The 15,604-nt window shown below is 38.6% G+C and carries 12 protein-coding genes; 9 read left to right on the top strand and 3 right to left on the bottom strand.

The annotated features are described in order from the left end of the window. The first annotated feature begins 218 nt into the window (after positions 1-218). From AC2A1G_RS07835 to AC2A1G_RS07845, 3 genes are all read left to right on the top strand, one after another. Positions 219-4,442, top strand: a complete 4,224-nt coding sequence (locus AC2A1G_RS07835) for a hypothetical protein (protein WP_484046360.1) — start codon at positions 219-221, stop codon at positions 4,440-4,442. Between the two features lie 460 nt (positions 4,443-4,902). After that, a complete protein-coding gene (locus AC2A1G_RS07840; RefSeq protein WP_484046361.1) occupies positions 4,903-6,057 on the top strand; it encodes a DUF7933 domain-containing protein in 1,155 nt (384 codons plus the stop codon). Positions 6,058-6,168: 111 nt separating this feature from the next. After that, positions 6,169-6,663 (top strand): hypothetical protein, encoded by a 495-nt coding sequence (locus AC2A1G_RS07845; RefSeq protein WP_484046362.1) that lies wholly within the window; start codon positions 6,169-6,171, stop codon positions 6,661-6,663. A 112-nt stretch (positions 6,664-6,775) separates the two neighbouring features. Here AC2A1G_RS07845 and AC2A1G_RS07850 read toward each other — a convergent pair whose 3' ends face one another. Genes AC2A1G_RS07850 through AC2A1G_RS07860 form a run of 3 tightly spaced genes read right to left on the bottom strand, consistent with a single transcriptional unit; the run spans position 6,776 to position 8,663 of the window. Next, positions 6,776-7,225, bottom strand: a complete 450-nt coding sequence (locus AC2A1G_RS07850; protein WP_484046363.1) for a GNAT family N-acetyltransferase — start codon at positions 7,223-7,225, stop codon at positions 6,776-6,778. After that, positions 7,218-7,841 carry a ribosome biogenesis GTP-binding protein YihA/YsxC gene (gene yihA / locus AC2A1G_RS07855; protein WP_484046364.1) on the bottom strand — a complete coding sequence of 208 codons (624 nt, stop codon included), beginning with the start codon at positions 7,839-7,841 and terminating at the stop codon, positions 7,218-7,220. The genes AC2A1G_RS07850 and yihA overlap by 8 nt, the downstream gene beginning before the upstream one ends. Before the next feature lie 57 nt (positions 7,842-7,898). Continuing rightward, positions 7,899-8,663 carry an alpha/beta fold hydrolase gene (locus tag AC2A1G_RS07860; RefSeq protein WP_484046365.1) on the bottom strand — a complete coding sequence of 255 codons (765 nt, stop codon included), beginning with the start codon at positions 8,661-8,663 and terminating at the stop codon, positions 7,899-7,901. Positions 8,664-8,935: 272 nt separating this feature from the next. On the opposite strand from AC2A1G_RS07860, the gene mraZ reads away from it, so the two are divergent. From mraZ to mraY, 6 genes are all read left to right on the top strand, one after another. Then, positions 8,936-9,394, top strand: coding sequence for a division/cell wall cluster transcriptional repressor MraZ (gene mraZ, locus AC2A1G_RS07865; RefSeq protein WP_484046366.1), 459 nt, complete (start codon positions 8,936-8,938; stop codon positions 9,392-9,394). A gap of 45 nt (positions 9,395-9,439) precedes the next feature. Then, the gene (rsmH, locus tag AC2A1G_RS07870; protein WP_484046367.1) at positions 9,440-10,333 is read left to right on the top strand and encodes a 16S rRNA (cytosine(1402)-N(4))-methyltransferase RsmH; all 894 of its coding nucleotides are present in this window, start codon (positions 9,440-9,442) and stop codon (positions 10,331-10,333) included. Positions 10,334-10,398: 65 nt separating this feature from the next. Beyond that, on the top strand, positions 10,399-10,764 hold the full coding sequence (locus tag AC2A1G_RS07875) for an FtsL-like putative cell division protein (protein ID WP_484046368.1): 366 nt from the start codon (positions 10,399-10,401) through the stop codon (positions 10,762-10,764). Next, positions 10,748-12,748: a penicillin-binding transpeptidase domain-containing protein gene (locus AC2A1G_RS07880; RefSeq protein ID WP_484046369.1), complete on the top strand. Its 2,001-nt coding sequence runs from the start codon at positions 10,748-10,750 to the stop codon at positions 12,746-12,748. The genes AC2A1G_RS07875 and AC2A1G_RS07880 overlap by 17 nt, the downstream gene beginning before the upstream one ends. A 94-nt stretch (positions 12,749-12,842) precedes the next feature. Beyond that, on the top strand, positions 12,843-14,303 hold the full coding sequence (locus AC2A1G_RS07885; protein ID WP_484046370.1) for a UDP-N-acetylmuramoyl-L-alanyl-D-glutamate--2,6-diaminopimelate ligase: 1,461 nt from the start codon (positions 12,843-12,845) through the stop codon (positions 14,301-14,303). Positions 14,304-14,321: 18 nt separating this feature from the next. Beyond that, complete coding sequence (mraY, locus tag AC2A1G_RS07890) at positions 14,322-15,563, top strand: phospho-N-acetylmuramoyl-pentapeptide-transferase (protein ID WP_262150042.1); 1,242 nt, start codon at positions 14,322-14,324, stop codon at positions 15,561-15,563. Positions 15,564-15,604: the final 41 nt, after the last annotated feature.

A 15,604-nucleotide genomic window follows, 5' to 3' on the forward strand; every position in this document is an offset into this window, starting at 1 on the left:
GCGGGGAAGCCACCCACTAATATAAATTTTGAAAACAAGTTTAAAAACAAAATTGCCCTCACAAAAATTAAAGTAGATAAAAACAGAAGTACTTAGAACTGCTTTTGATGTCTGCAAGAAATGTAGTGAAAAGTTTTCACCAAGGCTCTTCCCTGCCTATACAAATAATATGAAATTAATGATATCAAATAAGTGAAAACCAATTTAAAACCAATGATATGATGAAAAACCTCTTAGTATTATTACTATTTTTCACGGGAAATCTCATGATTTTCTCACAAGCCTGCTCGGTCAATGCCGGAGGCAACGCTACTATATGTGGCACAAGCACTACCTTGCAGGGAACACCCTCTGGGAGTACTGCCGGTACCCCCACATGGTCGATTATTTCAAAACCTTCTGGCGCACCAGATCCTGTATTTAGTAATCTGAATTCTTATACGCCAAACGTTACAGGGATGACTTCTCCCGGAAACTATGTGTTCCAGATTTCGCATCCATGTGCTTCAGGGCCAGCGGTTACCTCTCAGGTGACAATTACTGCACCGGGAGAAAACACAGGCTTTACCGCAGGACCTGATATTACCAATGTGAATGCAACTGTTGGTACTGTAACTTTAAATGGTTTTGTACCGGCAGGATATACCGCACAATGGTCCGCCTATAATTTATGGAGATTCGAAAGATCAGGAGGAACCATTACCTCTCAGAACTCTACTTTTGGATCACCAACTTCAGCTACTACCACATTTAGCTTGATTAATAAATCCAATCACGATATAGATCCTTCTTACGTTGTTACTTTAAGAATTACATCAACCAACAACCCCAGTTGCTATTATGAAGACACAGCTATCGTTCGATTTATACCGAATCCTGATCTAATATTACCGACATCAAAAAGCGAATGCCTTCTAAATAACGGAAGCACGTACCTTGATCTTAGCAGTGGCTCTCCTGTATTCGGAACCACTACACCTGGTTCTGCGGGAAATCCAAGCTATGGAACAATCATAACAATGAATGTAGTTTCACAGCCTTCCGGAGGAAATATTGCTTATTCGCAAATAATTGACACCAGTTTTAGGTTTACAGGAGCCTCTACACCCGGTGTTTATAAATTTACCGTGACTGTAACAAATTCTGCAGGAACATATACTAGTCAGGAAATTACATATACTAACCAAGGAATACGGCCACGCTATGTATCCTTTTTAGCACCTTCAGAGCCTGAGCAAATGATGATTTATGATTCCGGAGACAGTGGTGGAAGAGTGTATTGCGGAATGGTAGGAAGTACATCGCCGCTTACATTTAGCTATACTTTAGACCCGGCTGACCCTATCACTTTAACGAGCTCAGTAGTTTCATCAGGAGTGGTTCCTCCGGGAGGTAACCCAAGTAATATTACGACAACAGGAAGTGGTACTTCGGCTACCAGAAGCACAACAGTAACACCTCCTTCAGGTGGGTGGAGTGCAGGAACTTACAGATTTACAGTAAGCACAAGCAACGGAGTGTGCTCGCCAACAACTCAGCAATATTACATTCATATTTCTGATGGGGCTCGCTCTAATGTAAATGTCAATAACATTACTGTTTGTTATCCAGGATCTGGTAGTGTTACTGCTAATATACCATTACCTTCTGTATATAAAGGGGTTGTAAACAGCAGCTATTTACAGGATTTTGATGGTGCTTATGATTTCACGCTGGTCTCAAGCCCTTCAGGAGCAGCAACACCTGTTTATCAGGCAAGAAACCAAAGACTTTTCACACTTACCTCTACAATTATCAGTAATCTTACCACCCCGGGAGAATATATATTTAAAATAAAACCCGGTACATATAATACTACTGTAGGAGCATTTTTAGACAAAGAATATGCCTGTTCCGGAACTTCAATGGAAGATACATTCTCTGTTTTTGTTTCTCCGCAGATTAATTCCAATGCAGGATCAGACCAGAACATTGCATGTGTAACCTCTGCAACCCTTAACGGAAATAATCCCGGAACAGGAGGGAGCACAGGTCTGTGGACAATTGCTTCCAAGCCAGCTGGGGCACCAGATCCGGTAATTACCACACCTTCACAATACAACAGTGGTGTTACTAATCTTGTGAATTCAGGAACGTATATCTTTACCTGGACCATCACAACAGGAACATGTACCAATGCGGATCAGGTAAACATTAACGTAACTGCATTACCAAGCTCGGTAACTGCAACACCTGCTACTCAAACTGTGGCATACAATGCTCCCTCTACTACTCTTACGAGTGCTGCTACAGGAGCTGTCTCTTACCAATGGTACAGCAATACCGCCAATAACAATACTACAGGTACAGCGATCTCGGGAGCTACTTCCACTAATTACAGCCCACCTACCAGTGTTGCCGGAACAACCTATTACTACATCATTGCAACTAATGCAAGTTGTAATGTTCGTTCAGCACCTGCACAGGTAATTGTAAATCCGTGTGTAGCAACTACACCTACAGTAAGTCAAGCAGTTTCAAATAACTGCCCTGCTTCTACTGTAAATCTAAATACACAAGCACACACCGGATCAACTCCAGCCAATACCACTTTGCAATGGTTTACCAATAATACCCACTCGGGTTCTGCATATGCTACGCCTAACGCAGCTATCGCAGGAACTTACTATGCATTTTATTATAACAGTATAGGGAATTGCTATTCACCGGCATCTTCTGCGGTTACAGTCACTGTAAATGGCTGTGCGCCTTGTGAAGCTGCTGCACCCGTGAGTACCAATCTAAATACATGGTTCTCTATGTCTACTCCTCCTTCAGGATCAGTAAGACAATGGCACAACTCTGCAACCCCGTCTGCTTCGTCATTAATAAGCAGTGCTATCGTATATGTAACTTCTACCCCTACAGAATACTGGGCATTTTATTATGACAGCGCAAATAATTGCTACAGCCCTGGAACAAGAATTATAGCAGTAAGCAATGCTTGTTGTAACTATGGTTCAGTAGATTTAACGAATCTTTCACATGTCCCTGCTGCACCTGCAGGTACACAACTGAGATGGTACAGTACTGTAAACCATATTGGATCAGCATATTCAAATCCTACAGCTGCCGGAATGGGCACTTATTTCCCGTTTTATTATGATGGAGTAAACAATACTTATACACCTGCAGGGTCTGCGGTTCTGGTTTCAATAGATACCTGTAAAGATTCTGACGATGATGGAATTTCTGATTCTGTAGATTTAGATAATGATAATGATGGTATTTTAGACACCAACGAATGCTATGGAAATAAAATAACCAACGGAACTTTCACAGGAAATGTCAGCGGATGGAATATTACTGGTGGAGGCTGGACCTATTCTGCTAATCAGATCCAAAATACAACTCTGGGTGGATCTAACCAGATTTTATCACAATCATTGGGCATTACATCAATGGCAACTCAAACTTACAAACTGTCATTTAAATTAGGTTCAACTGATGAAAGCAATAGCAATACTAATACAACAGCAACTCTGGAAGTAAGATTAGGAGGGATTACATATGCTACTTTCACTAATGGTATTGGAAATAATAATAATGTAACACTTGTCTTAGGCAACGGAGCTACATCAGATTTTGTTCCATATTCATCAACAAATACTCAGGTCAACACAAATATTGCTATAAATATACCTCATAATCAGTCTTTGGCTACTAATGATGAACTTCAATATGTTTTCAATGCTGGAGGAGACGGTTTCTACTTAGACGACATTGTTTTGATGGCAGGCTGTGATACAGATGGTGACTTGATTCCAGATTATCTGGATCTTGATTCTGACAACGACGGATGTCTGGATGCTATCGAAGGAAGTGAAAATGTTATTCTATCCCAACTGGTTAATGCAGGAGGAGCATTAACCGTGGGTGCTGGGTCCTCAGCATCTAACCAAAACCTTTGTGCAGGAAACGGATGTGTGGACGCTCAAGGTGTTCCAACAATAGTAAATGCTAGTGGTGCGGCAGATACTGGCAATAATCAGGGACAAGGCGTTGGCTCATCTCAAAATGCATTGATCAATGACTGCGGAACAGTACCATGCTACAAACCAGGAGCCACTACAGGAGGAGCAATTCTTGATACCAAGGTTGGAATCACGGCCCTTGGAAGAGCCGGTGCAACAGATACTGATAACTGGCCAATGGCAAGAAAAGGGGGTCACATTGTTCTTGAATCTAAAACAAAAGGATTTGTTCCTAACCGCGTAAGCTTCACTGATGCAGATAATAACACAGCAACACCAGATACACCTGTAGGAATAGTCGCAGCCGACTTCAGAGAAGGAATGATGGTGTATGATACAACTAATAATTGCCTTAAAATATATACCTTAAAAGAAGGAAACACTGCGATGGCTTGGTATTGTGTAACTACACAAACCTGCCCAGACTAAACATCTGTTAAATACTTCGATGCCACTGCGTTTGCTTAGGATAACAAGTCTTAAGTATAACGCAACGGAGTTGAAGAATTTATGAGAACGGTAAAATTGTATCAGTAATCCGTCAGAATTAATTGTCATTATTCCAAATCTCACCGTAGATACACATAAAGATTGGAAGTAATAGCTCAATTTACTGTAGGAAGCTTACTGAAAGAACCAAGAACAGTCAGATTTGATAAAATACTCAATGTAGTATAGACAGCAAGATGTTGCCCAGGCAGATAACAATGCATTCACTCAACAATATATCATTGCCCGAGCCAGCAACATCATTTTGGAATATGAATTTCTAAACAAGGAATATTAAAAATTAAATTTTAATACTATGAATCATTCGATTTTATTTAAAACAAAAAAATTAACAATAGCTACTGCTCTAATAATAAGCTCCATCTTTTCTGCTCAAAATATGATTAATAATACAGGGTTTGAAACTTACTCTCAAATACCTGACAACTATTCTCAAATCGTAAGAGCTACAGGATGGACGAATCCCATGGGAGCATTAGCCGGAACCCCTGATTATTTTAATACTTTGGGAAATTTTAAACTTTCTGATCAGATATTGCCACGCACTGGAACTGGCTATGCAGGAACTTATCTCGAACTTAGAGGAACTTCCATCAATGCAACAGATTATAAAGAATATATGACGACACAGCTTCCCAGCACTTTGGTAGCTGGAGCTACATACACTCTATCATTTTACGTAGCTCATTTATACGGAAGCCAACCTGTTAATTTTAATCAACCCTCAGGAATTACTTTTCAAGACCTGCCAAGTGCAGAACAGGGGTTCTTAGGAGCAGTATTTTCAACTGCTGCACCTACGCTGGCCAATACAGTAGGTAATACTTCCCCAAGATATACTTCAATTAAAAATGATTTCGGAGTTGGAAGAGTCTTAATACCAAGTTCTAATACAGCTGTTTACGGAGCCGCATCCCGCCTTAACTGGGTAAAAGTTACGCTTCCGTATGTTGCAACAGGAACTGAGCAGTTTGTTACTTTTGGGCAATTCAGACCCGGAACAACAAATCTTACAGCCGGGCAAGGAGTTTATTATCTCTATGAGGATTTTACATTAACCGTTCCTGCTTCGCTCTCTAAAAGTGTATCTCCTGCAATCATAACCGCAGGAGGAAATGCAACATATACTTTTACAATCAGTAATACTGCTGTAGGAAACGCTAACCAAACCGGATTAAACTTTACAGACACTCTTCCATCGGGTCTTCGAATCGCAACAATCCCTAATGTTACAGTAACAGGTCTTACAGGAGGAACAACTACTGCGACACCGGGAGCAAACTCTATTTCGGCATCGGGATATTCAGTTAATGCAAATACCACAGCTACCATCACTGTAAATGTAACAAATGCTGCAGGGCAATTGAATGCCAGCTGTGGAAGTAATCCGGCAGCCTTCACCAATGGAGCGGCGAATATTTCAGGACTAAGTACCAACCTCAGTAATAATGTGGGTAATGTTTGTCTTGTGGTAGCAAGCTCTAGCTGTGGTGCTGGTACTACTGCACCAGTTGTAAACATGAATGGAGGTTAAACAATGATGCTGTCATTGAGTAATAATTCACAGACACTTCATCAATGATCTTTCTAAATGAATCAGTAACTAAAATAAAAACATATTATGAAAAACAACATTCTTATTATATTGGCACTTATTGCGGGAGTAGAAGTAAAATCGCAAATAGCAATTGGAAAACCAACGGTTACCAATAACGCTGTTTCTCTTGAATTCAATGAGGCAGAAAACAAAGGTTTAATATTACCTTACATAGAAAACAAAGCATCTATCACAGAAAATGGGACAGTGATTTATGACACCACCGACTATAAGGTAAAATATCTGAAAGATAATAGCTGGTTTGATTTGTCTGTAGATACCTCAGGTGTTGCAGATGTATCGATACAACAAGCGAAAACAGAGATTTCAACTGCAAAAACAGTCATTGGTGATGTTGCCAGCCCAGGTAATACATCTGGGATACTGGTGTTATCTGACAGCGATAAGGCAATGATTCTTCCAAAGGTTGCAAGCCCACATCTCAATATCATCAGTCCTGCTCCGGGAATGATGGTATATGACACTACCAAAAAACAACTTGCCGTGTATAATGGTACTGTATGGAGTTTTTGGAAACCATAATCTATCTTTAAAGAAAAAACATATTGCTGAAAAAAACCCGAAGAGAACTTCGGGTTTAATATTTTTATATGTAATGCTGATCAATATTTACATCAGCAAAATAATGCGGTGACTATTTCCGCAGCATTTCTGTATGAGGAATACCGTCTTCAAGATATTTTTTTCCGGTATCTTCAAATCCAAATTCACCGTAAAATTTCAACAGATAATCCTGAGCTGAAATTCTTACCTGCGAAGTTTTGAAACGGTTTTCAATAGTTTCAACGGCGTATGCAATAAGTTGCCTTCCCAAATTTTTGCCTCTCGCTTTTTCCGTCGTTAAAACTCTGCCGATGGAAGTTTCGGGATATTTTATTCCTTGGTCAAAAATCCTGCAGTTCGCTAAAACTTCACCATCTTCTTCCGCCCAAATGTGAATCGCCTTCTGATCATAATCATCAAGATCAGGATAAGGGCAGTTCTGTTCTATTACAAAAACATTGATTCTTGCTTTCAGTACAGCGTAAAGTTCGGGCACAGTAAACTCATCAAAAGTTTTGATTTTCCAGATAATATTACTCATCGAAGGTAACGCTGTTATTAATTAAAAATTCATTCGTTGTCTGGATGAAGCTTAAAATCTCTGCGCAACCTTCTTTTTTTTCTGCCGATGTAACGTAGATTTCGGGAAGGTCTGCCCAGGTTTTAAGAAGTTCGGTTTTATAGTCTTCAACATTTTTTATTGCTGCATTAGGTTTCAGTTTGTCAGCCTTTGTAAATACAATAGAAAACGGAACTCCGCTTTCACCGCACCATTGAATAAATTCAAGATCAATCGCCTGTGGCTTGTGTCTGGAATCTACTAAAACAAAAAGATTCACAAGGTTTTTTCTGTTCAGAATATAATTGGTAATCAATTTCTCAAAATCTTTTCTGAGGGTTTTCGAAACTTTTGCATAGCCGTAACCTGGTAAATCTGTAAGATACCACGTTTCGTTCACCAAAAAATGATTGATAAGCTGCGTTTTACCAGGCGTTCCTGAAGTTTTTGCCAAATCTTTATGATTCATCATCGCATTAATGAGAGAAGATTTGCCAACGTTTGATCTGCCGATGAAAGCATATTCCGGCATGTTGGGTTCAGGGCATTCCTGCCATTTTCCGCTGCTTTTTACAAAAGTGGCTGTTTTAATGACCATAATATATATTTTTAGAAAAACAAACCATTAAGAAATTTCTTAATGGCTGTCTTATTTTTATTTAACTTTATTTTTTAACCAAGCGTAGAGAATTTCACAGAACTCATCAGGTTTTTCCATCATCGCTGCATGTCCGCATTTATCAATCCAAAATAAATCTGAATCAGGAATAAATTTGTTCATATCTATAGCAACATCCGGTGGAGTGACATTATCCTGTTTTCCCCAGATCAGACAGGTTGGTCTTGAAATTTTGGGAAGATCATTCAGCATATTGTGTTTGATGGCACTTCTCGCCAGCATCACAGTTTTTATACCTTTCATTCTGTCATTTACAACACTGAAAACTTCATCTACCAATTCTTCAGAAGCTACAGTAGGATCATAAAAAACCTCTTCTGCCTTCTTTCTTATATATGAACGGTCGTTTTTTCTTGGAAAACTGTCCCCGAAAGCTCTTTCATATAAACCTGAACTTCCTGTCAGCACAAGATTCTGCACAAGATCAGGGCGAGCCAGTGTTAATATCAAACCGACATGTCCACCCATGGAGTTGCCAACGATGGTTACTGGTTTTCCTATATTAGTTTCAATGAAATTAATAACGTATTTGGCGATTGTAGTAAGATTGGTGTTGAGCACCGGAAGGTCATATATGGGAAGCTGAGGTACGTAAACTTTAAAACCTTTTTCAGAAAAAAAGTCTACCATCTTCTCAAAATTGCTGAGACCACCCATCAGACCGTGCAACAGTACCAATGGATGTCCTTCTCCCGCTTCCACAAAGGCGAATTTTTTCTCTTTTTTTGTTTTGAATATCATAAATATGCTTTAAGAAAGCCATGCAAAAATACAAATTAAACGTCACAAATATTTTGCCAAGCCTAATTTAAAATAAAAATAACATACAACTGCACATTTTAGGGAGTTTTTTCTAAAAGTCTCGTATGCACTTTGGTTACTAATTTTTACAACTTCCAAATTATCAGTTAATAAGAGCATTTTTTGAGCTCAAAAGTAAAACTTATTAACATTAAGTCAAAAAGTGGGAAAAAGTGGGAGGTTTTGGAAAAATATTTCTAATTTTGTCCCAAATGAGAAATTTCATTGGAACATATGAGTGCAAAATAGACGACAAAGGCCGTCTCAAAGTACCCTCTTCTTTAATAAAGCAGATGGAGGATTTTGATGACAAAACCTTTGTGGTAAAGCGTTCTGTGTTCCAAAAGTGCCTTGAAGTTTACCCTATGAATGCGTGGGATAAAATGATGGACAAAATTAATAAACTCAACAGATTCAACAAGCAGAATGCTGATTTTATTAGAATGTTTACGGCAGGTGTGAAAACCGTAGAGCTGGATAATGCCGGAAGGCTTCAGATTTCAAAAGATCTTACGCAGTACTCGAGTCTTCAGAAAGACATCGTGATTACCAGCGCAGGTGAACTTTTTGAAATTTGGGACAAGGATGCCTACGAAAGTGTAATCTCAACCAATGAAGAGGATTTTGCAAATCTTGCCGAGCAGGTGATGGGTTCTTTTAACGAAGAATAAATTGCTGAAATCTGATTGTAAACAATAGAAAAACACAAACTTAACATGTATCATAATCCCGTTTTATTAAAGCAGAGTGTAGATGATTTGGTGACGAATCCGGACGGCGTGTATGTAGACTGTACGTTTGGTGGCGGCGGTCATTCCAGAGAGATTTTGAGCAGACTTTCAGAAAAAGGGAAGCTGTTCAGTTTTGATCAGGATTTAGATGCGCTTAAAAATACAATCGATGACCCAAGATTTACGCTGATCAATCAGAATTTCAGATTTCTTGAAAATTCTTTACTGATGTACGGAATTTCAAAGGTTGACGGAGTTTTGGCAGATTTAGGTGTGTCTTCTCATCAGTTTGACGAAGCAGTTCGTGGTTTTTCAACCAGAAGCAACGCTCCGCTGGATATGAGAATGAATATCATGCAGAGTCTGGATGCAAAAAAAGTAATTAACGATTACGACGAAGAGTCTTTAGCAGATATATTTTACTACTATGGTGAACTGAGGGAGGCACGAAAATTAGCCCGCGACATCGTTCATCACAGAAAAAATAAGGTAATTGAAACTACTGAAGATTTGAAAAAACTTTTCAGTTATCTGCCACCTCATAAAGTGAATAAATTTTATGCGCAGCTTTTTCAGGCCATCAGAATTGAAGTGAATCAGGAACTGGATGTTTTGAAAGAAATGCTAGTGCAGTCTTACAACATTTTAAAAAAGGACGGAAGATTGGTTGTGATTTCTTATCATTCATTAGAAGATCGTTTAGTAAAAAGATTTTTGAAAAACGGAATGTTTGAAGGGGAACCACAGCGCGATATCTACGGAAATTACGAAAAAGCATTTGAGTTGGTAAAGAGCAAGGCAATTATCCCTGATGATCAGGAAATTGAAGAAAACTCACGCGCGCGAAGTGCAAAAATGAGAACAGGAATAAAAATATAAGCAATAAATAATAAGTAATAAGCAATAAATTACTTATTACCAATTACTCATTACCCATAAAAAACGTGGCAAAAAGAAATACATACAAACCTCAGAAAAAACTCACTTTTATAGATATTGTAAAAGGGAATTTTCTGAACCGGGATGAGGTGAAAGCCCATTACAAGTATTTTCTGTTGCTTTTTGTGCTGATGATGGCGATGATTTACACCAACCACTTAGTAAATCAGAAAATAAAAATTGTAAATGCTTTAAAAGAAGAAACAGAAGAATTTAAATCAAGAAATGCTTACGCTCAGAGCAAACTCATCAAAGTAAAAATGGAATCGGAGCTTGGAAAAGAAGTCGCACAGGATTCTCTGATGACGCTCGAAAGCCACCCGCATAAACTACTAATAAAACTGGACAGTACGGATGCAGAATCAAAATGAATACGACAACAAACGTAAGAAAACATTACGTTGGGGCTACCTCTTTGCAGTGGTGGCTTTATGCGTATTTGCACTCTTCATGGGAAGAATTGTATTGCTGCAGAATACCAATGTTACCGAAATCAAAGAAGATTATATCAACAAAAATTACCGTGAAGCTAAACTGAAAGCCGCAAGAGGTAATCTTTTTGCCTCAGACGGATCTATTTTGGCGACAACCGTGATGAGGTACGATGTTTATCTTGATTTTAAAACAATGCGGGATACCGTTTATACCAACAATATCGGTGCGCTCAGCGATTCTTTAAGCAAAATGTTCGGAAAGCCCAGAGCAGAATACCGCAAAAGGTTTGATGAGCAACGTAAAAAAGGCAAAGAAAATCAATATTATTCTTTGGTAAAAGGTCTTGATTTCGATCAGTATGACAGAATCCGAAAATTCCCGATTTTTAAAAGAGGAAAAAATAAAGGAGGTTTTATAGTAGAAAGAAATTATAAGCGAGAGTTGGCTACTACCGAAATAGGTTCAGGAACGATTGGAATGGACAACGGGCAGTACACCTCTGGTCTTGAAGGTGCTTTCTCAAAATATCTTCGGGGAAAAGACGGCAAACGTCTCGAGCAGAGAATCAACTCATCGCAGTGGAAACCAATTGATTATTGGAAGGTTGAAGAGCCTGTCGACGGGCAGGATGTTTACACAACTTTAGATCTTAGAATTCAGGATATTGCGCATTCAGCTTTAGAAAAACAGATGATTAATTTCGAAGCAAAACACGGCACTGTAATCGTCATGGAAGTGGAAACCGGAAAAGTTCGTGCTATGGTAAACCTTCAGCAAAATAAGGAAGGCGAATATGTTGATGCTTATAATTATGCAATAAAAGATAATATCGAACCGGGTTCGACTTTCAAAGTAATTTCACTTTTGGCGGCAATGGACGATGGTTTCATCGACGAAAAAACAACGGTAAATGTTGGTAACGGCTCGTGGGTTTACGCAAAACAAAGGATCAACGATGGTCACGGTGGTGGTGTTTATGAAATAAGTGATGTTCTGGCGAAATCAAGTAACGTGGGAACTGCAAAGTTAATCACACAGTATTATGCAGATAATCCCGAAATATTTTTAGATCATTTAAGAAGATGGAAGTTATTTGATAAAATGGATATAGAACTTCCGGGAATTACAAAGCCTAGAATTCTTACTCCAAAAGACAAAAAGGTTTGGAATGCAGCAACTTTAGCATCAATTGGTTACGGCTATTCAACCAACATCAATCTGTTGCAGTTAGCGACTTTCTATAATGGTGTTGCCAACAAAGGTAAAATGGTAAAACCTCTGTTCATCGATAAAATTATGCAGGACGGAAAAGTGACCTTCGAAGCAGAACCACAGGTCATGGTTAAAAAGATGGCTTCTGATAAAGCGTTAAAAATGATGACTGATGCTTTAACCAAAGCGGTTGAAAAAGGAACAGGAAGAAGTATTTTCACACCCAATCTAAAAATGGCAGGAAAAACCGGAACAGCAAGATTTGAGTATTGGCTTCCGGGTCCGATGAAATACAGATCATCTTTTGCAGGATTTTATCCGGCAGACAATCCCAAATACACCTGCTACGTCATGATTAGTGAGCCAAATACGGCTAAAGGATTTTATGGAGGAACGGTTTCAGCACCGGTTTTTAAAGAAATTGCTGGAAAAACATTCTTAAAAACGCCAATGAATGTTGAAAAGGAGATGCTGGTAGATAAAAAGGTAAACCTGAATAAACTGGTTGAACCTAATGTAAAAATAGCAGTTAATAATAAACAAATGCCCACTGTTGTCGGTTTAATCGGCAAAAATGTAATTCCTCAATTGGAAAATCTAGGTTATCGGGTTGAATTTAAAGGAGTTGGAAGGATTAAGGAACAGTTTCCACTCGAAGGCACGGTTATTAGTAAAAATCAAAGGATTTATCTGACCCTTCAGAATTAAAAAATGATAGAAGGAAAGCAACGAAGTTGCGAAATGGTGGTAGAATAAAATAAAGTAAATGAATTAGAGGTGCGAATCACCGACATGTAGGTATATGGAATTAAGCAAATTATTGGAAAGAATCCAAATTCTGGAAACAACAGGAACTCTTGAAAAAGAGGTTTCAGCTTTGGTATTTGACAGCAGAAAGGTAACCGAAAACTCATTGTACATTGCAGTGAGAGGAACGGTTGCGGATGGCCATTCCTACATTGAGTCTTCAATAGAAAAAGGTGCAACAGTAATTGTTTGCGAGGAGTTTCCGGAAAATTTAGATGAAAATATTACCTACATCAAAGTAAAAGATTCATCAAAAACTCTTGGGCATTTAGCTTCCAGTTTTTATGGAAATCCTTCACAAAAATTAAAGCTAATCGGAGTTACGGGAACCAATGGAAAAACTTCTGTTTCTACTTTGCTGTTTGATGTATTTAAAAATTTAGGCTATGATTCCGCCTTATTGTCAACGGTAGAAATAAGAATCGGTGAAAAAGTCATTCCGGCTACACATACAACTCCAGATGTAATTACCATTAATAAAATTTTGGCTCAGGCTGTTGAGGAAGGTTGTGAATTTGCTTTTATGGAAGTAAGTTCTCACGGTATTTCTCAAAACAGAATTGAAGGTTTAACCTTTACAATAGCAGGATTTACCAATCTTACCCACGATCATTTAGATTATCATAAAACGTTTGATGAATATTTAAAAACGAAAAAAAGATTTTTTGATGAATTAAATGATGAAGCGATTGTCATCACCAATGTGGATGATAAAAACGGAAATGTGATGCTTCAAAACACCAAAGCAAAGAAGAAATCCTATGCTTTGAAAACGATGGCAGATTACCACGGAAGAACTCTGGAAGTGGATTTCAACGGAATGCTTCTCAATTTCAATGGAAAAGAATTCTGGACGACCTTAACAGGTAAGTTTAATGTCTACAATTTGCTTTTGGTTTTCGGAATTGCTTCTGAATTAGGTTTTCAGCAGGACGAAATTCTTCAGGCCATCAGCATTTTGAAAAGAGTCAACGGAAGATTTGAAACCTTTAAATCTGACGGCGGAATTTTCTTCGTTGTGGATTATGCTCACACCCCGGACGCCTTAGAAAATGTTTTGGACAGCATCAACGAAATCAGAACCAAAAACGAAAGACTGATAACGGTTTTCGGTTGCGGAGGCGACAGAGATCATTCAAAAAGACCAGAAATGGGGAATATTGCATCAAAGAAATCCACTTTGGCAATCATCACTTCAGACAATCCAAGAACAGAAGATCCAAATGCAATTATAAAGGAAATTGAAGCGGGGGTTGAACCTCAGAATTTCAGCAAATACACTTCAATTCCCGACAGAAGAGAAGCGATAAAAATGGCAATAAAATTTGCCGAGCCAAAAGACATTATCGTCGTAGCCGGAAAAGGCCACGAAAATTATCAGGAAATCAATGGTGTGAAGCATCATTTTGATGATAAGGAAGTCATTACAGAGCTATGGCAATTAATGAGCAAATAAAATTTAAATAAAAGCAATATGCTGTATTATCTATACGAATATCTAACGAGCCAAGGCATCCACATTCCGGGAATGGGAATGATGAAGTATATCTCTTTCCGTGCAGGAATGGCGGTGTTGCTGTCTTTGTTGATTGCTCTTATTTACGGTAAAAACATCATCAATTACCTGAGAGGAAAACAGATGGGCGAGCTGGTGCGTGATTTGGGATTAGACGGGCAGAAACAGAAAGAAGGAACTCCTACCATGGGCGGTTTGATTATCATCATTGCAACCTTGATTCCTGTTTTACTGTTTACCAGAATTACCAATGTGTACATCGTTTTACTGATTGTTTCGGTAGTCTGGATGGGCGCAATTGGTTTTATTGATGATTATTTAAAGAAAGTAAAGAAAAATAAAGACGGTCTCAGCGGAAAGTTTAAAATCGTAGGGCAGGTTGGTTTGGGGCTGATTGTGGGTGTTACCATGTATTTTCATCCCGATATTACGGTAAAAAGAAAGTACGCTGATGCTAAAGTAGTCAACAGAAATAATGTTGAACAGAATTTTTCTCCCACTGAAAAAATCACGGTTTCCACAGTTCCGTTTACCAAAAACAACGAGTTTGACTACAGTGGAATTTTGTTTTGGATGGATGATGCCGAAGCGCACGAATGGGCATGGATTGTTTTCATCCCGATTGTAATTTTCATTGTAACAGCAGTCTCAAACGGTGCCAATATCACCGATGGGATTGATGGTCTCGCAGCCGGAACGAGTACGATTATCTTACTTGCACTGGCATTTTTCGCTTATGTTTCAGGGAATATCATTTTTGCAGATTATCTCAACATTATGTTCCTCCCGAATATGGGTGAAACCACCATTTTTGCCGTCGCCATGGTAGGTGCGGTGATTGGGTTTTTCTGGTACAATACCTATCCGGCTCAGGTTTTTATGGGGGACACCGGAAGTTTAATGCTCGGCGGAGTGATCGCTGTTTTAGCGATTATTTTAAGAAAAGAACTGATGATTCCTGTTTTATGTGGGATCTTTTTAATTGAAAACATATCTGTAATGCTTCAGGTAGTTGTTTTCAAATACAGAAAAAGAAAATTCGGGTTGGAATATGCCCAGAATAACAGATTGTTTAAAATGTCTCCTCTGCATCATCATTATCAGAAAGACGGTTTCCACGAAAGTAAAATCGTTAACAGGATGATTATCATAGGGGTTATGATGGCGATAGTTTGTCTTATTACATTGAAAATGAGATAAAAATCAGCAGTAAGCTGTAGGCAAATAGCCAACAGCAAAAA

The organism is Chryseobacterium sp. HNCC26DJ240, from assembly GCF_057180485.1.

Excerpts from the sequence above, each read along its gene's own strand:
- AC2A1G_RS07835 (WP_484046360.1), top strand. The coding sequence starts at position 219 with ATGATGAAAAACCTCTTAGTATTATTACTATTTTTCACGGGAAATCTC.
- AC2A1G_RS07840 (WP_484046361.1), top strand. The coding sequence starts at position 4,903 with ATGATTAATAATACAGGGTTTGAAACTTACTCTCAAATACCTGACAAC.
- AC2A1G_RS07850 (WP_484046363.1), bottom strand. The coding sequence starts at position 7,225 with ATGAGTAATATTATCTGGAAAATCAAAACTTTTGATGAGTTTACTGTG.
- yihA (WP_484046364.1), bottom strand. The coding sequence starts at position 7,841 with ATGGTCATTAAAACAGCCACTTTTGTAAAAAGCAGCGGAAAATGGCAG.
- AC2A1G_RS07860 (WP_484046365.1), bottom strand. The coding sequence starts at position 8,663 with ATGATATTCAAAACAAAAAAAGAGAAAAAATTCGCCTTTGTGGAAGCG.
- mraZ (WP_484046366.1), top strand. The coding sequence starts at position 8,936 with ATGAGAAATTTCATTGGAACATATGAGTGCAAAATAGACGACAAAGGC.
- rsmH (WP_484046367.1), top strand. The coding sequence starts at position 9,440 with ATGTATCATAATCCCGTTTTATTAAAGCAGAGTGTAGATGATTTGGTG.
- AC2A1G_RS07880 (WP_484046369.1), top strand. The coding sequence starts at position 10,748 with ATGCAGAATCAAAATGAATACGACAACAAACGTAAGAAAACATTACGT.
- AC2A1G_RS07885 (WP_484046370.1), top strand. The coding sequence starts at position 12,843 with ATGGAATTAAGCAAATTATTGGAAAGAATCCAAATTCTGGAAACAACA.
- mraY (WP_262150042.1), top strand. The coding sequence starts at position 14,322 with ATGCTGTATTATCTATACGAATATCTAACGAGCCAAGGCATCCACATT.